Source organism: Streptomyces sp. NPDC040718 (assembly GCF_055593565.1).
On the sequence record NZ_JBVIXO010000010.1, the window covers coordinates 229093 to 252102 of the forward strand.

Sequence of the window (23010 nt, forward strand, 5' to 3'; positions counted from 1 at the left end):
TCCGTCCCCTTGTCGTTCGTGCCGGGCCGTGCCCGGCCGGTCAGTGCGCCGAGCCGGCGGCCGTCCGCCGGGTCAGGGCGATCAACGCGTCCCGTTCCTCGACAAGGACCTTGTACAGGACTTCGGCATAGCGGTGCATCGTCGTCACGTCGTTGGGCGGGCCGAAGGAGCTGAAGCTCTGGCCGAGCACGAGGCGGCGCAGGCAGACCTCCTCGCTCACGGGGTACTGCGCCGGGTCGTAGTGGTGGCCGGGGCGGGCGTGCCCGCAGCTCCAGGGGCATCCTCGGCCGTAGCCGCGCAGCTCCTGGAACAGGGTCTGCCCGGGTACCGGCTGGGGCTGCCAGCGCATGATGTGCAGGCCTTCGGCGTTCACCGCCCGGGCGAGCGCGTCGCGGAAGGCGGCGACGGGGAGGCCGTCGAGTCCGAGCTCCTCGGGCATGACGAGCAGCGGGTAGAAGAAGTACACGTGCGTGCGGTCCTCGGGCACGGCCGGTGTGCGGATGCCGGGTACTCCGGCGAGGGCCCGGGTGAGGGCCGCCCCGTTGGCCTGCCGGACGAGGGACATCTGTGACAGGCGGGTGAGCTGGGAGCGGGCGAACGCGGCGGCGAGGACGTCGATGCGGTAGTTCCAGCCCATGATGCGGGCGTTGTAGTCGCGGCTCTGGCCCGGGAGTTCCTCGCCGAACATCAGCACCCGCCGGGCGAGCCGGTGCTGTTCCTCGTCGCGGGTGGCGAACAGGCCGCCTTCGCCGAGGGCGGAGAGGGTCTTGGACCCGTTGAGGCTGGCGCCGCTCATGGTGCCGAGGGAGCCGACGGGGCGGCCCCGGTAGGAGGCGCCGTGGGCCTGGGAGGCGTCCTCGACGAGGACGAGGCCGTGCCGGTCCGCGATCGCCCGGAGGGCGTCGTAGTCGGCGGGCAGGCCGTTGAGGTCCACGGCGACGATGGCGCGGGTGCGGTCGGTGATCCGTTCCTCGATCCGGGCCGGGTCGATGTTGAAGGTGGCGATGTCGGTGTCCACGAAGACCGGGATCGCGTTGGCCTGGAGCACGCAGGAGGCGGAGGCGAGGAAGGTGTCGGCCGGCACGAGCACCTCGTCGCCCGGCTCGACGCCGGCGGCCGCGATCGCCATGTGCAGGGCCGCCGTACCGGAGTTGGCGGCGAGGACGTGGGGCATGCCGGTGAACTCGGCCCAGGCGGCCTCCAAGTCGCCCACCGTACGCATGGGCCAGTGCCAGGGGGTGGCGTCGTCCAGGGCGTCGAGCACGGCCTTGCGGTCGGCGTCGGTGATGTGCGGCCAGGGTGCCGCCGCCTCCCCGGAGAGCAGCGGCGTACCTCCGTCGACGGCTAGCACGGCTTGGCCTCCAGGCTCCGGCGGCCCGGGGTATCACGGCGGAACACCGCCCTGGCGGAGGGGAGTTCGGGGAAAGGCCCGAGCAGGGCGGCCAGCCGGGTGAGGCCCTCGGCCAGGGTGACGCGCGGTGCGAAGCCCAGCCCTGCCAGCCGGGTGGTGTCGGCGAGGAGCGTGAAGCTGTCGGCCAGGCTGGAAGGGTCCGCGTCCAGCAGCGCCGGGCGGCCGGTCGCCGTACCCACCGCCTCGGCGAGCTCGCGCATCGAGACGGCGGTGCCGGTACCCAGGTTGTAGGTCTCGCCGTCGGCGCCGCGGCCGGCCAGGGTCATCAGCGCCCGGCAGAGGTCCTCGACGTGGATGAAGTCGCGGCGCTTGCGGTCGATGTCGCCGACCACGGGGATCGGTTGCTCGTTGAGGTGCCAGCGCAGGAACTGCGAGACCTCCCCGCCCGCCCGGCGGGGGTCTTCGCCGGGGCCGTAGACGACGAAGGACCGGCCGATGACGACGGGCAGTCCGGCGGTGGCGTGCAGGCTGCGCAGGGTCAGCTCGCCGGAGAGTTTCGAGGCGCCGTACGGCAGGAAGGGCTGCGTGGGGTGGTCCTCGCGGATCGGGCTGCGGCGCGGGGTGCCGTAGACGATGGCCGAGGAGAGGTAGACGAGGCGGCGCACCCCGAGCTCCAGGCAGGCGTTGCCGACGTTGCAGGTCGCGAGGGCGTTGAGGTGGAAGTCGTGGCGGGGATTGACCACCGACTCGGTGCCGCTGGCGTTGCCGGCCAGGTGGAACACGGCGTCGGCGCTCCGCAGCGCCAGTAAGGTCTCGCCGTAGTCGCGCAGGTCGGCGCGGACGTGGGTGACGCCGGGCAGCTCCGCGAGGCCGGGCGGAAGGGGGGCGTGGTCGACGACGGTGACCTTCCGGGACAGCAGGCTGAGGGCCGTGACGAGGTGCCGGCCGACGAAGCCGGCTCCCCCGGTGACGGCCACTTCCTCGTAGTGGGTTTCGGGCGTATCGGGGCCGTGGTGCACGATCACTCCGTTTCGGGGTCCAACGGGATCCTTCGAGGTCCTACGGGATCCGTCTCCTCCCCGTCGGCGCAAGGGGGGCCGGGGAGACTGGCCGAGACCGCCTCCCGCCCGGCCGGGCGACGGCGAGAAGAGCGGAGTTGGTATGTTTCCGCCCCCGCCGAGCGCGGAGGGAGAGGCTCCGCCCGAACCGGAAGCAGGGGGCGCACTGCTCCGCGGCAAGGCCCGGATGGCCGGTTCGGCGGCCTTGACCTGGGGCTGGGGAAGGTGCTCCACGGCGGTGGAGTCCCGGGCGCCCGGCGATCGGTGGAACCGGTCGGAAGGCTTGAACACCAATTTCACTGATCTGCTCTTCATACCGGGCCGCGATGGTCTAGATTGACCGTGCTTCAGCTGTTCGTACACGAGCAACCAGTAAACGATCTACAGGCCAGGCGCTACGGAAAAGCAGCAGTCGCGTCCCCTCGGCACGAGGGGTGGGGGATGATCAATTCGCGGGGCCCGGGAAAGGGCCTCGGATGCGGGGGAGCATCCGGGGTTTCGGCGGGTTCTCGCGCTCTTCGGAAGTCTGGCGGGGCATGCGGGTGTGCCACCGCCGGGGGCGGGTTGCCCGAGCAGTTCTGAGATGGCCGGGGGGGGATCCCGGGAAGGAACGGCGCGGCTCGGGAGGCGGGGGCCTCCCGTGCGGAGCACAGTGATTGGCGAACACGTCGTACCACTGGGGACCTGGGGGGTTCTGTGCGGCAAGGGGGATTAGTCAGCCCGTTCCCGTCGGCGCGCGGGCGTCTGGCGAACGGGGCGATCAGCCGGCCCGCGAGTGACTGGGAGCAGCGGTACCGGCGTACCGTGATCATCAGCGATACGGTGGCCACCGCCCTGGTGGTGGCGGCCATCGGCAACTTCTTCGGGGCTCGGGACGCGGCCAACTGGCACGAGAAATGGGGAATTCTCGCATTCGGCACCGAGCTTCTGGTATTGGCCGCGCTCGCCGTCAACCGGTCGTGGGCTCCGGCGGTTCTCGGTCAGGGCGCCGAGGAATTCCGCCGCCTCGGCCGCTCACTGTTCACCGCGACCGTCGTGTTGGCGCTCGGCGGAATCGCCCTCGCCTCGCGCAACATCAAACTCTGGATCTTCGTGGCGATCCCCGCGATCGCGCTCGTCACCATGACCACGCGGTATCTGCTGCGCCTCTGGCTGCACAAACAGCGGAAGGAGGGGCAGTGCCTGCGACCGGTGCTCGCCGCAGGGAGCCCGGCCACCCTGCACGACCTGATCACCCGGACCCGCAAGTTCCCGCACCTCGGCTGGCGGGTGGACGCGGTGTGCACGACGGACGGTCTCGGGCTCGACGGAGACGGTGACCAGCTGGACGGCGTACCGGTCGTCGGCCGGCTGGCCGACGTGGCCAACCACGTCCGCCGCGACGGCTACCGGGTCGTCGCGGTCACTCCGGACCCGCACTGGTCTCCGGACCGGCTCCAGCGGCTGGCCTGGAACCTGGAGGGCAGCGACGCCGAGATGGTCGTGGCCCCGGTACTGATGGAGGTGGCCGGACCGCGGCTGCACGTGGACGCGGTGCTGGGGATCCCGTTGCTGCGGGTCAGCATGCCGATCTTCACGGGCGGCCGCCGGGCGGTCAAAGAGGTCGTCGACCGGGTGGGCGCCGCGGTCCTGCTGATGCTGTTCGCACCGCTCATGGTGTTCGTCGCGCTGCTCGTGCTGGCGGACAGCCGGGGCGGGGCGGTCTACCGGCAGCGCAGGGTCGGCAAGGACGGACGCGAGTTCACCATTCTCAAGTTCCGCACCATGGTGGCCGACGCCGACCGGGTACGTGCGGAGCTGGCCGACCGCAACGAGGGCGCCGGCCTGCTGTTCAAGCTCCGCCGGGACCCGCGGGTGACCCGGGTGGGAGCGGTGCTGCGCCGGTACTCGATCGACGAACTCCCGCAGCTCTTCAACGTGCTGACGGGGTCGATGTCGCTCGTGGGTCCACGGCCTCCGCTGCCGGAGGAGTCCGCCGCTTACGGTCCGGACATCCGGCGCCGGCTGCTGGTCAAGCCCGGGCTCACGGGCCTCTGGCAGATCAGCGGGCGCAGCGACCTGTCGTGGGAGGAGGCGGTCCGGCTGGACCTGCGGTACGTGGAGGACTGGTCGCTCGCCCTGGACACGGTGATCTTGTGGAAGACGCTGCGTGCGGTGGTGTACGGGCAGGGGGCCTATTGATGCGCGGGAGCCGTCGTCGGGCAGGCGCGCGGACCGCAGGCCGTGGGGGCCTGCATGGGGGGAGGAACGAGTCATGAGGGTCAGCGTTTTCGGGCTCGGCTACGTGGGCTGCGTCTCGGCCGCGTGCCTGGCCAGCATGGGCCACGAGGTCATCGGGGTGGACGTCAGCCAGGTGAAGGTCGACCTGGTCAACGACGGCAAGGCCCCGGTGGTCGAGGAGCGGATCGGCGAGCTCATCGCCGAGGTCGTGCGGACGGGGGCGTTACGCGCCACCGGTGACGTCCGCGAGGCGATCATGGACAGTGAGGTGTCGCTGGTCTGCGTGGGCACGCCGTCGGAGCCCAACGGCAGCCTGTGCACCACGTACTTGGAGCGGGTCGCCGAGCAGATCGGCGCGGCGCTGGCCGAGCGGGGCGGGCGGCACACCGTGGTCTTCCGCAGCACCATGCTCCCGGGCACCTGCCTGAACCTGCTGGTGCCGATCCTGGAGAAGGCCGTCGGCGGCACCGCCGGGGTGGACGTCGGGGTCGCGGTCAACCCGGAGTTCCTGCGCGAGGGCACGAGCGTGCGGGACTTCTTCGACCCGCCCAAGACCGTCATCGGCCAGCTGGACCGGGCGAGCGGCGACGTGGTGGCGGCGCTGTACGACGGACTGCCCGGAGAGGTGTTCCGGGTTCCGGTCCCGACGGCCGAGGCGATCAAGTACGCGGACAACGCGTTCCACGGCCTCAAGATCGGGTTCGCGAACGAGCTGGGCGCGGTGTACCGGGCGCTCGGGGTGGACTCGCACCAGGTGATCGACGTGTTCCTGGCCGACCGCAAGCTCAACATCAGCCCCGCCTACCTGCGGCCCGGCTTCGCCTTCGGCGGGTCCTGCCTGCCCAAGGACCTGCGCAGCCTGGTCCACGCGGCGCAGCGGGCCGACGTGTCGGTGCCGATCCTCTCCCACGTGCTGCCCTCCAACTCCGACCACCTGCAACGCGCGGTGGAGCTGGTGGAGCGCACCGGCAAGCGGCGGGCGGGCCTGTTCGGGCTGTCCTTCAAGCCGGGCACCGACGACCTGCGCGAGAGCCCGCTCGTCGAGCTGGCGGAGCGGCTCTTCGGCAAGGGGTACGACCTGAAGATCTACGACGCCAACGTGAGCCTCTCCAGGCTGCTGGGCGCGAACCGCGAGTACATCGAGAACCGGCTGCCCCACCTCGCGCACCTGCTCGCGGACTCCGTCGACGAGGTCCTCGAACACGCCGAGGTGTGCCTGGTCGGTACCAGGGACCCGGACGTGCTGTCGGCGCTGCCGCACGGCGACGGCCCGGTGATCATCGACCTCATCCACCTTCCCGACGCCGACGCGCGCCGGACCGAACCGGGGTACGTGGGCCTTGCTTGGTGAGACTTCGCGTGGTGCGGCCGGCGGCGGCCGCACCACGGGCCGGCGCGCGCTGGTCCTGGTCGAGAACCTGTCGGTGCCGTTCGACCGGCGGGTGTGGCAGGAGTGCACGACGCTGCGCGACGCGGGCTGGACGGTGCACGTCATCTGTCCCCAGGGCAGCAAGCGCGACACGGAGCCGGAGGCCGAGATCGACGGGGTGCGGATCCACCGCTACCCGCTGCGCGCGGCCACCGGCGGGCCGGCCGGCTACCTGAAGGAGTACGGCTCGGCGCTGTGGCACACCATGCGGCTGGCCCGGAAGGTCGGGCCGGTCCACGTGGTCCACGCCTGCAACCCGCCCGACCTGCTGTTCCTGCCCGCCCTGTGGCTCAAGCGGCACGGCGCGCGGTTCGTCTTCGACCAGCACGACCTGGTCCCCGAGCTGTACCTCTCCCGGTTCGACCGCGGCGAGGACCTGCTGTACCGCGCCGTGTGCGCGCTGGAACGGATGACCTACCGGGCCGCGGACGTCGTGCTCGCCACGAACGAGAGCTACCGGGACGTCGCGGTGCGCCGTGGCGGTCGGCGGCCGTCGGACGTGTTCGTCGTGCGCAGCGCGCCCGACACGGACCGCTTCCACCCGGTGGCGCCGGAGCCCGGGCTGAAGCGCGGCAAGCCCCATCTGCTGTGCTATCTCGGTGTGATGGGCCCGCAGGACGGCGTCGACTACGCCTTGCGGGCCCTCGCGAAGCTGCGCGACGAGGTCGGGCGGAGCGACTGGCACGCGGTGTTCGTCGGCGGCGGCGACACCTTCGACGCGATGGTGGAGCTGTCCCGGCGGCTCGGGCTCTCCGAGCAGGTGCAGTTCACCGGGCGCGTGCCGGACGCCGACCTGGCGCGGTACCTGTCGACGGCGGACGTGTGCCTCTCCCCCGACCCGCGCAATCCGCTGAACGACGTGTCGACCATGAACAAGGTCCTGGAGTACATGGTGATGGGCCGGCCGATCGTCTCGTTCGACCTCAAGGAGGCGCGGGTGTCCGCCGGCGACGCCGCCGTGTACGCGCCCGCCAACGACGAGGGCGAGTTCGCCAGGCTCATCGCGCTGCTGCTGGACGACCCGGAGAAGCGGGCCCTGATGGGCAAGATCGGCCAGGAGCGGATCGGCGGGCCGCTGTCCTGGCGCAACTCGCAGGCTTCGCTGCTCTCCGCCTACGCCGCCGCCTGTCGTGACCGCGGTACGGCGTCGGCGGGCTCTTCCGACCGTTCGGGGAAGAGGCCGCGCCGTTGAGCGATGACACGATACGCCTGGTCACGATCGGGCGGATCTTCCGCCGGCGCTGGCGGCTGCTCGCCGTCCTCGCCGTGTTGGGTGCGCTCGTCGGTTACGGCACTTCCCTGCTGGTGCCGCCGCGTTACACGGCCTCGGCCTCGGTGCTGCTGCCGGGGGCGTGGGAGGAGCGCGAGCTGCTGACGCAGGCGGAGATCGCGGCCAGTTCGGTGGTGGTCGACCGTGCGGCCTCCGCGCTCGGCTGGACGAAGGTCAGCCGCAGCGAGCTGCTGGACCGGGTGAGCGCCAAGGCGGCGGACGGGAACATCATCAAGATCTCGGGCACGGCCGACACCCCGGAGCGCGCGCAGCGGCTCTCGGACCAGGTGGCCCAGCAGTTCGTTGCGTTCGCCGCGCGGATCTCGGGTGCCAACGCCGGCCCCGAGGCGGCGGCGCGGCCCGAGGCGCTGCGGCAGCTGGTGACGCAGACCAGCCGCCGGATCACCGAGCTGGCCGACGCGGCGGGACGGGGGCAGACCGTGGAGAGCGTGCAGACCCGTACCGAACTCGCGAAGCTGCGCACCACGCTGCAGGAGGCCGTCGACAAGCTGGACCAGGCCGATCCCGCCGCGGGCAAGGCCATCAAGGCCAACATGGTCGTCATGGGGCCGGCTGCCCGGCCCACCGGCGAGGCCCCGCCGACCAGGACGCAGCTCATCGTCTCCGGGGCGGTGCTGTTCTTCCTGCTGGGGGTGATCGGCCATCTCGCCGCCGCGCGGATGGACCGCCGGCCTCGCACCGGTGCGGAGATCGCCGCGGCGCTGGGCGCTGCGGTGCTGGGCACCGTCGACGTGCCCGCCGGGCGGCCCGCGGACCGGCCGGAGGGGCGTGGCCCGAGGGGCCGGATCCGCCGGCTGCTGGGCCTCGACGTCCGGTGGGACGTACCGGCGCCGCGCACGTCCGGCGACGAGGCCGGCAGGCAGGTCCGCCACCGGCGGGTGCACGCCCGCCTGCGCGACGGGCTGCCGGCCCCCCGGCGGCTGCTGCTGCTCGTCCCGGAGGGCGACGACGACGCCCTGCGGGCCGCCGGGGAGTTCACCGCCGGGACCGGGGGCGATCCGCAGCTGCGGGTGGCCGGGGTCTCGGCGTCCCGGCCGATGGTCGCGGACCGCGACGGGGAGTCCGGTGCCGTGGTCGTGCTGAGCCCGGGAATCCGGACCGCCGGGGAGCTCTCCGGGATCGCCGAGGCGTGTGCGGACGCCGGGCACGAGATCGTCGGGATCCTCCTCGTCGGCACGGCCCAGGCCGGTCCGACGGAGTCCGCCGGCCGTACCCGCGAGGCCGCCGCACCGGCACTCGCGGTCGGCGCCGACGCGACGGGAAGTTCAGGGTGACGATGAGTACGACTCCGGAGCCGTCTCACGCCGCTCCGCTGCTGGACCTGCAGACGCTCGTGGTGTCGGTGCGCAGGCGGCGCCGCCTCTGGTGTTCCCTGGCGCTGCTGGGGCTGCTGATCGGCGCGGCCGTGGCCGTACTGCTGCCGCCGCCCCCGACGGCGGTGACCAAGGTGCTGGTCGCGCACCAGCAGGACCAGCCGAACGACCCCGGAACGCTGATCCGCACCGACGTCGCGCTGCTGCAGACCACGCGGATCGCCGAGAAGGCCCTGCAGGCCCTGAAGTCCCCGGACAGGCCGGAGGACTTCATGAAGGACTACGCGGGTGCCGGACTGACCAACAACCTGCTCCAGATCGATGTGACGGGTGACAGCGACGCGCAGGCCGTGGCCCGTGCCAAGGCGCTGGCCGACGCGTTCGTCGCGGACCACGTGCGGCGGATCCAGGAGGCCGCGGAGGCCGAGTCCAAGACCCTGCTCGACCAGCGCGACCGGTTGCGGGACGAGCTCGACCAGGTCAACAAGGCGATCGGGAACGGAACGCCGGAGACCGGGCCGAAGGGGTCCGCGAACGCGGAGACGCTGTTCGCCCGCCGGGCCGAACTCACCGCCCGGATCACCGACTTCGGCCAGCGCGCCGCCGAGGCGCGGATCGGAACGCCCCAGCTCGTCGCCGGCACGCAGGTCGTGGACGCGCCGCGCGCGGTACGGCACTCGCTGCCCAAGGCGGCCGCCACCGACGCCGCGATCGGGCTGGTCCTCGGGCTGGTCCTCGGGCTCGCGGTGGCCGCGGTCGGCGCGGTGGTGGCCGACCGCCCCGTGCTGCGCCGGGAGATCGCGGCGAACCTGGGGGCCTCCGTCATCGCGGAACTCCCCCGCCGGCCGGCCGGGCGCTTGCAGCGGCGCGGCACCCGGGCGGCGCGGGAGCGGCTCACCGCATCCCTGGCCCGCACGGTACGCGGCTCCGCGGAACCGGTGTCGCTGCTGGAACTGGGCTGCGCGCAGGGCGCGGCCCTGATCGCCCTGGACCTCGCCGGAGCACTGGCGGCGGAGGGACCGGTGTCCGTCGTCGACGGACTGCCCGGTCGCCGGCTCACCGGTCACCGCCGCGAGCCCGGGGGCCTGACGGTGGTCGGCGAGGGTGCCGCGGAGGCGGCCCGCGGAGAGCACCGGTTCGGCGTGGGCTCGGTCTCGCCCGGCACCGCGTGGACCGACCTCCAGTACCTGGGCACCCGGACCGTGCTCGTCGTGCGCGCCGGGCACGGCAGCGCCGCGTGGCTGCACACGGTGGCGCGGCAGCTCGCGGAGCAGGACATCACGGTGCTCGGCGTGGTGCTGATCGACCCCGATCCGCGTGACCGGACCGACGGCACCTTGTGGGACGGGCCGCACAGCGCGCTGCGCGGCCGGAACGAGCGGCCCGCCCGGCCGAACGACGGGGGTACCTCCCACGCCGTCCAGGCAGTGGGAGAGGGCGAGCGGCAGACGGAACGGCTGCCCGTGTGGGCGGCGCGGGTTCCGGACAGCGACCAGGAGGCACGGTAGGACATGTGTGGCATCGCAGGCACTTACCGGTGGCCGGACGGGAAGGCCGTGACCGACCGGCTCACGGAGACCATCGCCCACCGCGGTCCGGACGGGGCGGGCCGGTACGGCCACCCCGTCGGTGACGGCGAGGTGCAGCTCGGGCACCGCCGGCTGGCCATCATCGACCTGTCCGAGACCGGCGCCCAGCCGATGGTCTCCGACGGGCTCGTCCTCACGTACAACGGCGAGCTGTACAACGCGCCCGAGCTGCGCGCCGAGCTGGCGGCCGCCGGGGTGCGCTTCCGCGGCACCTCCGACACGGAGGTGCTGCTGGAGGCCTGGCGGCGCTGGGGCACCGACTGCCTGCCCCGGCTGCGCGGCATGTTCGCGTTCGGGATCTTCGACGAGCGGACCGGGGAGCTGGTGCTCGCCCGCGACCAGCTCGGCATCAAGCCGCTGTTCCTGCTCCGGCGGGGCGGGGGCCTGGTGTTCGCCTCGGAGCTGAAGGCGCTGGCCGCCGCGACCGGGGGGTCGCTGGAGGTGGACCACGCGGCGCTGGTGGCCTCGCTGCTGTACTACTGGGTGCCGGACTCGCGGTGCGCGTACCGCGAGGCGGAGAAGCTGCCGCCGGGGAGCTGGCTGCGGTGCCTGCCCGACGGCCGGGTGGAGCGCGGCCGGTACTGGAACCTCAGGGACGTGGCCGCCGAGGGCCGGGAGCGGGCCCGCGCCGGTGAGCTGCCCGACCTGGCGGCCATCGTCGAGGAGTCGACCCGGCGGCACCTGCTCTCCGACGTGCCCGTGGCGACCTTCCTGTCCGGCGGTCTCGACTCCAGCTACCTGACCGCCCTGGCGGCCCGCCACCGGCCCGGGATGTCCGCCTACACGATCGGGTTCCGCGCCGAGGACGCCAGGTTCGAGGCGATGCCGGACGACCTGCGCTACGCCCGGACGGTGGCCGAGCGGTTCGGCGTCGACCTGCACGAGATCGAGATCGCCCCGGACGTGCTCGACCTGCTGCCGCGGATGACGTACCACCTGGACGAGCCGATCGGCGACCCCGCGGCGATCAACACCTTCCTGATCTGCTCGGCCGCCCGGGAGGCCGGGGTCAAGGTGATGCTCTCGGGGATGGGCGCGGACGAGCTGTTCGCCGGCTACCGCAAGCACCTGGCCAACGTGCTCGCACTGCGCTACCAGCGCGTCCCGCGGCCCCTGCGGCGCGGCCTGTCCGGCGCCGTGGACCGGCTGCCGGTCGCCACCTCCCGCCGGGGGTTCCGGTCGGTGCGCTTCGCGAAGAGGTTCCTGTCCTTCGCCGATCTGCCGGAGGAGACCGCCTTCCGGCGCAGCTACACCATGTACGACCGCGGCGAGCTGCTCGGCCTGATCGATCCGGACCTGGCCGGGACGGTCGACGACGTGCTGACCGAGCACGCGGACGTCTACGAGGACAACGGCCTCGACGACTTCGTCAACCGCATGTGCCTGGGCGACTCCCGGATGTTCCTGCCGGGCCTGAACCTCGCCTACACGGACCGCTCCAGCATGGCCGCGTCGACCGAGGTGCGCGTGCCGTACGTGGACGTCGAGGTGGTCAAGGCCGCGTTCACCTTCCCCGGCGACCGCAAGATCGTCGGGCGGCAGGGCAAGGCCGTCCTCAAGGAGGCGGCGACCTCGGTCCTGCCCCGGGAGATCGTCTACCGGCCCAAGGGCCTGTTCAGCGCCCCGCTGCGCGCCTGGATGAGCCGGGACCTGGCACCCCTGGTGCGCGAGGTCATCAACGACGGCGAGCTCGTCCGCTCCGGGTTCCTGCGCCGCGACGCCCTGGCTCGGCTCGCCACCGAGGACGCGGCCGGGCAGCGGGATTTCTCCAAGCATCTGTGGCATGTGCTGACCCTCGAGTACTGGTATCGCGGCGCGACCTCCGGGTCCGGTCAGAGCGCTCGGTTCACGGCTTAGGAATTTCAGAGGAGTTCGGGTGAAGCAGGTCGTACAGAACTACAAGACCGGCGAGCTGGCGGTGCTGGACGTGCCGGTGCCGGGGTGCAAGCCGGGCGGGGTGCTGGTCCGCACCGCCTACTCGCTGATATCCACCGGGACCGAGATGATGAAGGTGTCCGAGGCCGGCATGTCGATGCTGGGCAAGGCCCGTTCCCGGCCGGACCAGGTCGCCAAGGTCATGCAGAGCGTGGCCGTCAACGGGGTGCCCGCCACGTACCGCAAGGTGATGGGCAAGCTGGACTCCTACACGCCGCTGGGCTACTCGCTGTGCGGGGTGGTCGAGCAGGTCGGTGCCGGGATCGACGACGTGGCGGTCGGCGACGTGGTGGCCTGCGCCGGCAACGAGCACGCGCTGCACGCCGAGTTGAACTGGGTGCCGAAGAACCTGTACGCCCGGGTGCCGGACGGCCTCGCGCCGCGGCACGCGGCCTTCGGCACGGTCGGGTCGATCGCGATGCAGGGCGTGCGCCAGGGCGGGCCCCAGCTCGGCGAGGTGGCGCTGGTCATCGGCCTCGGGCTGATCGGGCAGCTGGTGGTGCAGCTCCTGACCGCCTCGGGGGTCCGCGTCGTCGGAGTCGACCCCGACCCGGTGCGCTGCGAGCTCGCCGAGCGCCTGGGCGCCGCGGCCTGCGGCGACCCGGAGTCCGCGGCCGTGGAGGCCGCCGTCGCCGAGCTCACCGACGGGCACGGTGTGGACCAGGTGTACCTGGCGGCCGGCGGCGGCAGCAACCAGCCCGTCGAGCTGGCCGCCCGGCTCTGCCGGGACCGCGGCCGGGTCGTCGACATCGGCAAGTGCCGCCTGGACCTGCCGTGGAACGCCTACTACGAGAAGGAGCTCGACGTCCGGTTCTCCCGCAGCTACGGCCCCGGGCGCTACGACCCGGAGTACGAGCTGGGCGGGCGGGACTACCCGATCGGCTACGTGCGCTGGACCGAGCGGCGCAACCTGGCGTGCTTCCTCGACCTCGTCGCCCGCGGCAGGGTCGACGTGGAGCCGCTGGTCTCCCACATCGCCGGGTTCGACGACGCCGTCGAGACGTACCAGCGCCTGAAGGACGGCGAGCTGAAGGCCGTGGCCGTCCTGTTCCGGTACCCCGGGCAGGCGCGGGAGGCGGAACCCCCGGTGCTGGCCGTACCCGCGGTCAGGCGCTCCGGCGAGGGGGTGTCCACGCCGTCCCGGGCCGCCGGCACGCCGGTGCGCCTCGCGTTCGTCGGCGCGGGGAACTACGCCACGTCGATGCTGCTGCCGCACCTGGTGCGGCGCGACGGCGTCGAGCTCGCGACGGTCGTCACCACGACGGCGCTGTCCGCGGCCAACGCCCGGCGGAAGTTCGGGTTCGCCGAGGCGACCACCGATCTCGACGCCGTGCTGGGCGACAAGTCCGTCGACGCGGTGTTCGTGGTCACCCGGCACAGCTCCCACGCCGAGCTGACCCGGCAGGCGCTGCTGGCCGGCAAGACGGTGTTCGTGGAGAAGCCCCTCGCCCTCACCGAGGACGAACTGGCCGGTGTCCTCGCGGCGGTGGAGGAGTCCGGCAACGACCGGCTGCAGGTGGGCTTCAACCGCCGCTTCTCGCCGCTGCTCCAGGAGGCCCGGAAGCGGTTCGGCACCCGGACCGGTCCGGCGAGCCTGCGCTACCTGGTGAACGCGGGCCGGCTCCAGCACGGCAGCTGGTACCTCCAGCAGGGCACCGAGGGCTCGCGGTTCGCCGGTGAGGGCGGGCACTTCATCGACACGGCGAGCTGGCTGCTGGGCGCCGACCCGGTCTCGGTGTACGCGGCCGCCACGTCCGGCAACGAGGACCTCCAGGTCGTGCTGCGCTACCCGGACGGGTCCACCGCCACCCTCAGCTACGTCACCACGGGCGCGTCCGGCTTCCCCAAGGAAACCATCGACCTGGTCGCGGACGGCAAGGTGCTGCGCCTGGACGACTTCGTGCGCGCCTCCGTGTATTTCGAGAAGGGAGCGGCCGGACGCAAGCGGTGGGTCAGCTCGCGGCTGCCCCAGGCCCGGGACAAGGGCCAGCTCGCCGAACTGGCCGCGTTCGTCAGGGCCGTGCGGACGGGCGGGCCGATGCCGGTGCCGCTGGAGTCGCTGGTCGCCACCACGGCGGCCACCCTCGCCGTCCAGGCCGGTCTGGCCTCCGGCGTGCCCGTGACGCTGGCGGACGGCCGATGACCGTGATCTCGGGGAGTCCGGGCTGGTACCTGCGGCGGCTGTCCCGGATGGGACCGCAGGAGGTCGGCGGCCGGGTGGGTGACACGGTGCGCAGGCGGCGGTGGCGGTCGGTGCCGCCGGACGCCCCGGCCCTGAGCGGTGCCCGGTTCACCGCGGTGCTCCCCGCGGGGGCGGTCGACGCGGTGCCGCCGGACGCCGCCAAGCGCCTCGTCGCCGAGGCGGACCGGCTGATGGCCGGGCACGGCCGGTTCTTCGGGGTGGACCGCGACGACCTGGTCGACCCGGACTGGTTCTTCGACCCGAAGACGGGGCGGCGGGCTCCGGAGGGCTACGCCTTCGACGTGCCGTACCGCGACGAGGACGCGGTCGGGGACGTCAAGCAGATCTGGGAGCCGTCCCGGCACCAGTACCTCACCGTCCTCGCCGCCGCGTACGCGGTCACCGGGGACGAGCGGTACGCCGAGCGGGTGGCGGCGCACCTGCGGTCGTGGTGGGCGGCGAGTCCGCCGCTGCGCGGGGTGCACTGGACCAGCGGCATCGAGCTGGGCATCCGGCTGCTGTCCTGGGTGTGGGTCCGCCGGCTGCTCGACGGCTGGCCGGGCGCGGCCGGGCTGTTCGAGGAGAACCCGGTGGCCCGGAACCAGATCTGGCACCACCAGCGCTGGCTGGCCGCGTTCCCCAGCCGGGGTTCCTCGGCGAACAACCACGTCATCGCCGAGGCCGCCGGGCAGTTCGCCGCGGCCTGCGCGTTCGGCTGGTTCCCCTCCTCGGAGCGCTGGCGGGCCGACGCGCTGCGGTCGCTGGAGGGGCACCTGCGCGGCAACACCTTCGTGTCCGGCCTCAACCGGGAGCTGGCCACCGAGTACCACGGGCTGGTGCTGGAGCTGGGCCTGGCCGCGCTGGCCGAGGCGGACGCCGCCGGCGTGCCGGTCCCCGTTGCGGTGCGGCTGGTCCTGCTGCGGATGACCGACGCGCTCGCGGCCGTCGTGGACAACCGGCTGCGGCCGCCGCGGCAGGGGGACTCGGACGACGGGCACGGCCTGGTCGTGGACGGTGCGGGCACCGACCGCTGGGGCTCGCTGCTGGCCACCGGGAACGCCGTGTTCGGCCGGCTCGCCTGGTGGCCCGAGGGGAGCGGCACCGATGTGCGCACCGCGCTGCTGGCCGCGCTCGTCCGGCCCGGGGCGCCCGCGGTGACCCGCCCGGCGAGCCGTCCGGTGCACTTCCCCGACGCCGGCATGAGCGTCCTGCGCGGTCCCGGGGAGATCTGGGTCCGCTGCGACGGCGGTCCGCACGGCTTCCTGTCCATCGCCGCGCACGCCCACGCGGACGCGCTGTCCGTGGAGGTCCGGCACGACGGGGTCGACGTACTCGCGGACCCGGGGACGTTCTGCTACCACGGGCAGCCCGAGTGGCGGCAGTACTTCCGGTCGACCCTCGGGCACAACACGCTGGAGCTGGACGGCGGTGACCAGTCCGTCTCCGGCGGGCCGTTCCTGTGGACCCGGCACGCGCAGACCCGCGTCCTGGTCGCGGACACCTCCGACCCGGGGGTGTCGCGCTGGGTGGCGGAGCACGACGGCTACCGGCCGTCCGTGCACCGCCGCCGGGTGGAGCTGACGGCCGCGAGCCGGGAGGTGCGGGTGGTCGACGAGGTGAGCGGGCCGCGCCGGGCGGTGCGGCTGGCTTTCCACCTCGGCCCGGCGGTCACCGCGGTGCTGGAGGGTGACCGGGCGGTGCTCACCTGGAGCCGGGACGGCGAGGACCGCTCGGCGGTGCTCGACCTGCCCGGTCAGCTGTCCTGGCGGGCGCACCGCGGCGAGACGGGCCCGCCGCTGGGCTGGTACTCCGCCGGCTTCGGGCGCAAGGAGCCGGCCACGACGCTGGTCGGCACCGGATTCACCGACGGCACGGCGATGTCAGGGGAGTTCGTCACCGTGCTCGGGTTCGGCGGCTAGGCGGAGGGGGGTGGTTCTGGTGATCAAGTGGCGGAACTGGGCGTTGCCGGCCGTGCCGGTGGCGCTGGTCCTGCTGGCGGCGACCGGCTGTGACAGCGGGCCGGGCGCCCCGGCGGCGAAGCCGAGCGCCGCGCCGTCCGCGACCGCGGCGGTGGCCGCCCGGGTGTGCGCGGCTCCCGCCGCGGGGCCGGCGCAGGTGCCCGCGGGTGCGGTGACGGTCGACCCCGCGGTGGCGGGCGATCTCGCCGCGAAGACCAAGAGCAGCCCCCCGAAGACCACGTTCTGGCTGATGCCGGGCACGCACAGGCTCGATCCGGACCGGTTCGCCCAGGTCATCCCCAAGGAGGGGAACAGCTACGTCGGGGCGCCGGGCGCGGTGCTCGACGGGGGGAAGACGAACCAGTACGCGTTCGGCGGCGCGGCCCCCGACGTCTCCATCCGCCACCTGACCGTGCAGAACTTCGTCGCGCCGCCGGACGAGGGCGTGGTCAACCACGAGTCGGCCGACGGGTGGGTGATCGAGCACTCGACCGTCCAGGACAACTCCGGGGCGGGGCTGATGGCCGGCGCCCGCCAGCAGGTGCGCGCGAGCTGCCTGCGCGGCAACGGCCAGTACGGGATGAACGCGTACAAGGGCGGCGGGCCCATCTCCGGCCTGGTGGTCGAGGGCAACGAGATCACGGGCAACAACAAGGACGACTGGGAGCGGCGCAAGCCGGGCTGCGGCTGTACCGGGGGCATCAAGTTCTGGGCCGTCAACGGTGCCGACGTACGCGGCAACTGGGTGCACGACAACCGCGGGGCCGGGTTGTGGGCGGACACCAACAACAACGACTTCCGCATCGAGGGCAACGTGCTGGAGGCCAACGACGGCGCCGCGCTGATATACGAGATCAGCTACAACGCGGTCATCCGGAACAACACGATCCGGAAGAACAACTGGGTGGAGGGCCGCAGGTCCGCCGAGCGCGGCGACGACTTCCCGTTCGCGACCGTCTACCTGTCGGAGTCCGGCGGGGAGCCGCGGGTCCGCGCCCGTACGGACCGGATCGAGGTCTACGGGAACGCGCTGGAGAACAACTGGAACGGGATCACCCTGTGGGAGAACGCCGACCGGTTCTGCAACAGCCCGGCCAACACCTCGTCCGGCGTGTGCACGCTGCTGGTGGACCGCGCCGACCGCTGCGCGGCGCCGGCGATCGCCGGTGCGCCGCTCTACGCCGACTGCCGGTGGAAGACCCAGCGGGTGGACATCCACGACAACCGGTTCGTGCTGGACACCTCCGTCGTCGACTGCACCGCGAAGTGCGACCGCATGGCGGTGCTGGCGAACTACGGCACCTATCCGGACTGGTCGCCGTACCAGGGCGAACAGGTGGCGGAGGACGTCTCCCTCAAGCAGCAGAACCGCTGGCACGACAACGTCTACGTCGGACCGTGGAAGTTCGTCGCCCACGACCCGAGCCGGGTGCTCGACTCCGGGCAGTGGCAGGGCCCGCCGTACCAGCAGGACCAGGGCAGCACCTTCGGCCCGCGGGCCGGTGGTTGAGGTGGGCGAGAAGAGGACCGTCGGGATCGTCTGGGCACTGCTGATCCTCAACACGCTCGGCTCGGCCGGGGCCAAGACCATCGTTCCGCTCCCCCGGTCCCTCATCCAGATGGCCACCATGGGCGCGCTGGTCGCCGCGTTCGCGCTGGCGCTCTCGGTCAACCTCCGGCTGCGCTTCCGGCCCAGCGCCTACCTGCTCCTGCTCACCCTGCTGCTGGTGCCGAGCGTGATCTCCAGCGCGCACCTGGAGTCCGGGTTCGGCGCGCTGTTCCGCTGCGCCCGGCTGGCCCTCTTCGTCGGCACGCTGTGGCTGCTCAGCCGCTGGTGGGACGGCGGCCTGACGTTCGTCCGGCACCACGTCCGGATGTACCTGGCGGTGCTCGGGTCGGTGGCCGCCGGGCTGCTCGTCTCACCGGGCGCGGCACTGCCCGACCTCTACGGCGGGCGGCTGGTCGGTGCGCTGTGGCCGCTCACCCCGCCGCAGATCGGGCAGTACGCCGCGGTGATCATCGGGCTCACCGTGCTGCTCGTACTGGGCCGCAGGACCGACCGGGCCGGCGCGGCGGTGGTCATCGTGCCGTCCCTGGTCCTGCTCGCGCTGACCCACACCCGGACGGCGACGCTCGGCCTGTTCGCCGGGCTCGCGCTGGCCATCGGCTCGCTGATGCCGACCAGCTCCGCCGCCCGCCGGTTCTTCGCCTGGGCGGTGCTGTGCGCCACGGTGGCCGCGGTGGGGTTCGCCTCCGCCCTCCAGTCGTGGTTCCTGCGCGGGCAGAGCCAGGAGAACTTCTCCAACCTGACCGGCCGGGCCAAGGTGTGGGACGCCCTGCTGGCGGCCCGCCGGACGGCCTCCGAGGAGCTGTTCGGCATGGGCCTGGGCGACAAGTCCTTCGGCGGGCTGCCGATCGACAACAGCTGGCTGGCCGTCTACAACGAGCAGGGGCTGACCGGCACCGCGATCGTGGCGGCGGTCTTCGTCGTGCTGGGCGGCGTCGCGCTGCTGCGGCCGCCTTCGCTGGAGCGGGCCTGCGCGATCTTCCTGATCAGCTACTGCGCGATCGCCTCGTACACCGAGGCCGGGCTGGGCGACGCCTCGCCGTACCTGCTGCACCTGGCCGTGGCCGCCTCGCTGCTGGCGGCGCCCGCCGGGGCCGCGCCGCTCCCGGCGCACGGAGCCCCCGCACGGCGTATCCACCGATGGACCCCGGACCGGGAGGTGACCTGAACGTGCGCGTCCTCGTGGTGCACAACCGCTACGCCTCGGCGCAGCCGAGCGGGGAGAACAAGGTCGTCGACCAGGAGGCGGAGCTGCTGCGCGCGGCCGGCCACCGGGTCGACGTATTCGAGCGGCGCAGTGACGACATCGGCGCCCTGTCCCTGCCTGCCAAGGCCGCGCTGCCGCTGCTGGTGCCGTGGAACCCCGCGGTCCGCAGGGAGCTCGCCGCCCGGCTCCGCGCCGAGCGGCCGGACGTGGTGCACGTCCACAACGTCTTCCCGCTGCTGTCGCCCGCGGTGCTGGCCGCCTGCGCCGACGCCGGCGTGCCCGCCGTGGCCACGCTGCACAACTACACCCAGGTCTGCCCGCCCGGCACGCTCCAGCGGGACGGCCGGCCGTGCGGGGACTGCGTCGGGTCGACGCCGCTGCCCGCCGTCCGGCACGGCTGCTACCGGGGCTCCCGGCTGGCGACGGTGCCGCTGGCGGTCAGCCTGTCGGTCAACCGGCGGCGGTGGTGGTCGGGTGTGGAGCGGTTCCTGTGCATCTCCGCGGCGCAGCGCGAGGTCCTGGTGCGGGCCGGCATGCCGCCCGGGCGGCTGGCGGTGAAGCACAACTTCGTGCCCGACCCGGAGATCCGCCGGACGGGCGCCGGCGAGCACCTGCTCTACCTCGGCCGGCTGGCGGAGGCCAAGGGCGTCCGGCTGCTGATGGCCGCGTGGGACGACCTGGCCGCGGACGGCGGTGTGGGCGTACCTCTCGTGATCGCCGGGACGGGGCCGCTGGAGGGGGAGGTGACCGCCTGGGCGGCGGGCCGGGACGACGTGCGCTACGCCGGCCTGTACGACCCGGAGCAGTGCCGTCGGGCGATCGCCAGGTCGGTGGCCGTGGTGGCCCCCTCGACCTGGCTGGAGGCGTTCGGCCTGGTGGTCGTGGAGGCGATGGCGGCGGGGGTCCCGACCGTCGCCGCCGGTCACGGCGCCTTCGTCGAACTCGTCGGGGACGGGGTGACGGGGCTGCTCCACCGGCCGGGCGAGTCCGCCTCGCTCGCGTCCTGCATGCGCCGGATCACGGCCGATCCGGCCCGCAATCAGGAGATGGGGCGGGCGGGCCGGCGCCGTTACGAGCAGGACTTCAGCCCGGCGGTCGGGCTGGAGCGCCTGCTGGAGGAGTACCGGACCGCGATCGCGGGCCGGTCCGGTGGCGGGGAGTTCCCGCCACCGGTTGGGGAACAAGGGACTGGCCCTCGGCGGGGCGACCTGCCGGGGGCGGGATGGGGGCAGTAGATGACACGATGCCGACTCTGCGGTTCGGCGGCGCTGGCGAGCGTCGTCGACCTGGGGGCGACCCCGCCGTGCGAGAGCTTCCTCGCGGCGGACCAGCTGGACCTGCCGGAGCCCGCGTACCCGCTGCACCTGCGGGTCTGCACCGACTGCTGGCTGGCGCAGATCCCGCCGCTGATCACGCCGGAGGAGACGTTCAAGGAGTACGCGTACTTCTCCTCCTTCTCGACCTCCTGGGTGGAGCACGCCCGGACGTTCGTCGCCGACGCGGCGGAGCGGGTGGGACTGGGCCCGGACTCCTTCGTGGTCGAGGTCGCGAGCAACGACGGGTACCTGCTGAGGCACGTGGTGGAGCGGGGGATCCGCTGCCTCGGCATCGAGCCGTCGGTGAACGTCGGCGCGGCGGCGCGGGAGGCTGGTGTGCCCACGCTCACGGAGTTCCTGGACCCGGCCACCGGCGCCGGCGTCCGCGTCGAGCACGGGCCGGCGGACCTGGTCGTGGCCAACAACGTGTACGCGCACATCCCCGACGTGGTCGGGTTCACCCAGGGGCTGCGCTCCCTGGTCGCCGACGACGGCTGGGTGTCGATCGAGGTGCAGCACCTGCTGACCCTGATCGAGGAGAACCAGTACGACACGATCTACCACGAGCACTTCCAGTACTACACGGTCGCGTCCGCGGCCCGGGCACTGGCGAGCGGTGGACTCTCGCTGGTGGACGTCGAGCTGCTGCCCACGCACGGCGGTTCGATCCGGCTGTGGGCCCGGCCGGCCGAGGCGGCCGGTGAGCCGACCCGGAGGGTGGCCGAGGTTCTGGACCGGGAGAAGGCGGCCGGGCTCCAGGAGCTGTCCGGGTACGCCGAGTTCTCCGCCCGGGTGGCGAAGGTGCGCCGGGACCTGCTGCGGTTCCTCATCGAGGCGGCCGAGCGCGGTGAGACGGTGGTCGGCTACGGCGCCCCGGGCAAGGGCAACACCCTGCTCAACCACTGCGGCGTCCGGCCCGACCTGCTCGCGTACACGGTCGACCGCAACCCCTACAAGCACGGCAGGTTCACCCCGGGCACCCGCATCCCGATCCTGTCGCCCGAGCGGATCGCCGCCGACAGGCCGGACTACGTCCTCGTCCTCCCCTGGAACCTGCGGACCGAGCTGGTCGAGCAGCTGTCCTTCGTGCACGAGTGGGGCGGCCGGCTGGTCTTCCCCATCCCGGAACTGAGCGTCGTCGAGGTGAAGTCGTGAAGGTCGTACTGTTCTGCGGCGGTTACGGGATGCGGATGCGCAGCGGCGCCGCTGACGACGTGCCCAAGCCTATGGCGATGGTCGGTCCGCGTCCGCTGATCTGGCACGTCATGCGCTACTACGCGCACTTCGGGCACAAGGAGTTCATCCTGTGCCTCGGTTACGGTGCCCACCACATCAAGGACTTCTTCCTCAACTACGAGGAGACGACGTCCAACGACTTCGTACTGCGGGGCGGTCGGACCGAGCTGTTGTCCACCGACATATCCGACTGGACGATCACGTTCGCGCAGACCGGCGTGGAGTCGCCGATCGGGGAGCGGCTGCGCCGGGTGCGGCACCACCTGGACGGCGACGAGATGTTCCTCGCCAACTACGCCGACGTGCTCACCGACGCGCCGCTGCCGGAGATGATCGACCGTTTCTCCCGGCGCGACGCCGGCGCCTCGATGATGGTGGTGCCGCCCCAGTCCTCGTTCCACTGCGTGGACCTGGGCGAGGACGGCCTGGTGGGGGGCATCACCCCGGTGAGCGAACTGCCGCTGTGGGAGAACGGCGGCTACTTCGTGCTCCGCCAGGAGGTCTTCGACCACATCCCGGAGAACGGGGACCTGGTCGCCGACGGATGCGCGGAACTGGCCAAGAGCGGCCGGCTGGTGGCGCACCAGCACCGGGGCTTCTGGAAGCCGACCGACACCGTGAAGGAGCGGGCGGCGCTCGACGAGGCCTACGCCCGGGGCGAGCGGCCGTGGGCCGTGTGGGAGCGGGACGGCGCCGGAGCGGGGACCGCGTGATCAAGCTCAGTGCCGGGCGCGTGGACCGGGTCGTCGCGGTCGGCGCGCACTGCGACGACATCGCCATCGGCGCCGGCGGCACCCTGCTGACCCTGTGCGGTGCCCGGCCGGGCGTCCGCGTCGACGCGCTGGTGCTCTCCGGCGGCGGAAGCGAGCGGGAGAGGGAGGAGCGGGCCGCGCTCGCCGCGTTCTGCCCGGGTGCCGACCTGCGGCTGACGGTGCTCAAGCTGCCCGACGGGCGGATGCCGACGCACTGGGACGAGGCCAAGGCCGCGGTCGAGGAGCTGCGCGTGCGGACCGATCCCGACCTGATCCTCGCCCCGCGCACCGACGACGCGCACCAGGACCACCGCGGCCTGGCGCGGCTGGTGCCCACCGCGTTCCGCGACCACCTCGTGCTCGGCTACGAGATCGTCAAGTGGGACGGCGACCTCGGCCGTCCGTCGGCGTACCAGCCGCTGTCGCCGGAGACGGCCGAGCGGAAGGTGCGGCTGCTGCAGGAGCACTACCCCTCGCAGCGGCACCGCCCCTGGTACGACCGGGAGGCCTTCCTCGGGCTGGCCCGGATCCGCGGCATCGAATGCCACGCGCGCTACGCCGAGGCGTTCGCCGTCACCAAACTCACTCTGAACCTGGGGGATTGAA

The 23010-nt window shown here is 72.9% G+C and carries 16 protein-coding genes; 14 read left to right on the top strand and 2 right to left on the bottom strand.

Annotation, left to right across the window (positions count from 1 at the left end; translation table 11 throughout):
- Positions 1 to 40 precede the first annotated feature (40 nt).
- Both ACZ597_RS24885 and ACZ597_RS24890 read right to left on the bottom strand, forming a co-directional pair.
- Positions 41 to 1351 (bottom strand): DegT/DnrJ/EryC1/StrS family aminotransferase, encoded by a 1311-nt coding sequence (locus ACZ597_RS24885; RefSeq protein WP_471334007.1) that lies wholly within the window; start codon positions 1349 to 1351, stop codon positions 41 to 43.
- Positions 1345 to 2370 carry an NAD-dependent epimerase/dehydratase family protein gene (locus tag ACZ597_RS24890; protein WP_471334010.1) on the bottom strand — a complete coding sequence of 342 codons (1026 nt, stop codon included), beginning with the start codon at positions 2368 to 2370 and terminating at the stop codon, positions 1345 to 1347. The genes ACZ597_RS24885 and ACZ597_RS24890 overlap by 7 nt, the downstream gene beginning before the upstream one ends.
- A gap of 735 nt (positions 2371 to 3105) precedes the next feature.
- Between ACZ597_RS24890 and ACZ597_RS24895 the strand changes: the two genes are divergently transcribed.
- The 14 genes from ACZ597_RS24895 to ACZ597_RS24960 all read left to right on the top strand — a co-directional run bounded on the left by ACZ597_RS24895 (position 3106) and on the right by ACZ597_RS24960 (position 23009).
- Positions 3106 to 4590 (top strand): sugar transferase, encoded by a 1485-nt coding sequence (locus tag ACZ597_RS24895; RefSeq protein ID WP_471334013.1) that lies wholly within the window; start codon positions 3106 to 3108, stop codon positions 4588 to 4590.
- Between the two features lie 73 nt (positions 4591 to 4663).
- Positions 4664 to 5980: a nucleotide sugar dehydrogenase gene (locus ACZ597_RS24900; protein WP_471334016.1), complete on the top strand. Its 1317-nt coding sequence runs from the start codon at positions 4664 to 4666 to the stop codon at positions 5978 to 5980.
- Positions 5970 to 7250: a glycosyltransferase family 4 protein gene (locus tag ACZ597_RS24905; protein WP_471334019.1), complete on the top strand. Its 1281-nt coding sequence runs from the start codon at positions 5970 to 5972 to the stop codon at positions 7248 to 7250. The genes ACZ597_RS24900 and ACZ597_RS24905 overlap by 11 nt, the downstream gene beginning before the upstream one ends.
- A complete protein-coding gene (locus ACZ597_RS24910) occupies positions 7247 to 8623 on the top strand; it encodes a Wzz/FepE/Etk N-terminal domain-containing protein (protein WP_471334022.1) in 1377 nt (458 codons plus the stop codon). The genes ACZ597_RS24905 and ACZ597_RS24910 overlap by 4 nt, the downstream gene beginning before the upstream one ends.
- Positions 8620 to 10170, top strand: a complete 1551-nt coding sequence (locus ACZ597_RS24915) for a Wzz/FepE/Etk N-terminal domain-containing protein (protein WP_471334025.1) — start codon at positions 8620 to 8622, stop codon at positions 10168 to 10170. The genes ACZ597_RS24910 and ACZ597_RS24915 overlap by 4 nt, the downstream gene beginning before the upstream one ends.
- Positions 10171 to 10173: 3 nt before the next feature.
- Positions 10174 to 12108, top strand: a complete 1935-nt coding sequence (gene asnB, locus ACZ597_RS24920) for an asparagine synthase (glutamine-hydrolyzing) (RefSeq protein ID WP_471334028.1) — start codon at positions 10174 to 10176, stop codon at positions 12106 to 12108.
- Between the two features lie 19 nt (positions 12109 to 12127).
- On the top strand, positions 12128 to 14329 hold the full coding sequence (locus ACZ597_RS24925) for a bi-domain-containing oxidoreductase (protein ID WP_471334031.1): 2202 nt from the start codon (positions 12128 to 12130) through the stop codon (positions 14327 to 14329).
- Positions 14326 to 16287: a heparinase II/III family protein gene (locus tag ACZ597_RS24930; RefSeq protein ID WP_471334033.1), complete on the top strand. Its 1962-nt coding sequence runs from the start codon at positions 14326 to 14328 to the stop codon at positions 16285 to 16287. The genes ACZ597_RS24925 and ACZ597_RS24930 overlap by 4 nt, the downstream gene beginning before the upstream one ends.
- Positions 16288 to 16303: 16 nt before the next feature.
- Positions 16304 to 17836 (top strand): right-handed parallel beta-helix repeat-containing protein, encoded by a 1533-nt coding sequence (locus ACZ597_RS24935; RefSeq protein WP_471334127.1) that lies wholly within the window; start codon positions 16304 to 16306, stop codon positions 17834 to 17836.
- Positions 17829 to 19061 carry an O-antigen ligase domain-containing protein gene (locus ACZ597_RS24940; RefSeq protein ID WP_471334035.1) on the top strand — a complete coding sequence of 411 codons (1233 nt, stop codon included), beginning with the start codon at positions 17829 to 17831 and terminating at the stop codon, positions 19059 to 19061. The genes ACZ597_RS24935 and ACZ597_RS24940 overlap by 8 nt, the downstream gene beginning before the upstream one ends.
- A gap of 2 nt (positions 19062 to 19063) precedes the next feature.
- Complete coding sequence (locus ACZ597_RS24945) at positions 19064 to 20335, top strand: glycosyltransferase (protein ID WP_471334038.1); 1272 nt, start codon at positions 19064 to 19066, stop codon at positions 20333 to 20335.
- On the top strand, positions 20336 to 21571 hold the full coding sequence (locus tag ACZ597_RS24950) for a class I SAM-dependent methyltransferase (protein WP_471334041.1): 1236 nt from the start codon (positions 20336 to 20338) through the stop codon (positions 21569 to 21571).
- The gene (locus ACZ597_RS24955) at positions 21568 to 22365 is read left to right on the top strand and encodes a glycosyltransferase family protein (RefSeq protein ID WP_471334044.1); all 798 of its coding nucleotides are present in this window, start codon (positions 21568 to 21570) and stop codon (positions 22363 to 22365) included. Before ACZ597_RS24950 ends, ACZ597_RS24955 begins: the two co-directional genes overlap by 4 nt.
- Entirely contained in the window at positions 22362 to 23009 is a 648-nt protein-coding gene (locus ACZ597_RS24960) for a PIG-L deacetylase family protein (protein WP_471334047.1), read from the top strand. The genes ACZ597_RS24955 and ACZ597_RS24960 overlap by 4 nt, the downstream gene beginning before the upstream one ends.
- Position 23010: the final 1 nt, after the last annotated feature.

What these genes read in the sequence shown, in the direction of transcription:
- ACZ597_RS24930 (WP_471334033.1), top strand. Translation starts at nt 14,326, where the DNA reads ATGACCGTGATCTCGGGGAGTCCGGGCTGGTACCTGCGGCGGCTGTCC.
- ACZ597_RS24950 (WP_471334041.1), top strand. Translation starts at nt 20,336, where the DNA reads ATGACACGATGCCGACTCTGCGGTTCGGCGGCGCTGGCGAGCGTCGTC.
- ACZ597_RS24900 (WP_471334016.1), top strand. Translation starts at nt 4,664, where the DNA reads ATGAGGGTCAGCGTTTTCGGGCTCGGCTACGTGGGCTGCGTCTCGGCC.
- asnB (WP_471334028.1), top strand. Translation starts at nt 10,174, where the DNA reads ATGTGTGGCATCGCAGGCACTTACCGGTGGCCGGACGGGAAGGCCGTG.